The 236-nt window shown below is 71.6% G+C and carries 1 pseudogene; it reads left to right on the plus strand.

What is annotated here, in order from left to right:
- A pseudogene (locus G3I42_RS35610) lies at positions 1–236 on the plus strand (decaprenylphospho-beta-D-erythro-pentofuranosid-2-ulose 2-reductase); the annotation flags it as partial.

Consider the following 236-nt stretch of genomic DNA (forward strand, 5'->3'; position numbering starts at 1 on the left):
GCCGCCTGATCGCCTGCCGCACGCGTACGGTCTGGCTGGCCGGGCGCCCCTCCCCCGCCCTGGAGTCCGCGGCGGCCGAGCTGCGCGGGCGCGGCGCCTATGTCCGTACCGTCGACTTCGACGCGCTGGACACCGAGTCGCACGAGACGACCCTCGGCAAGATCTTCACCGAGGGGGACATCGACATGGTGCTCCTCGCCTTCGGTATCCCCGGCGACCAGGAACGTGACGAGGAG

It is taken from the genome of Streptomyces sp. SID11385, assembly GCF_010548245.1.
Taxonomy (GTDB): domain Bacteria; phylum Actinomycetota; class Actinomycetes; order Streptomycetales; family Streptomycetaceae; genus Streptomyces.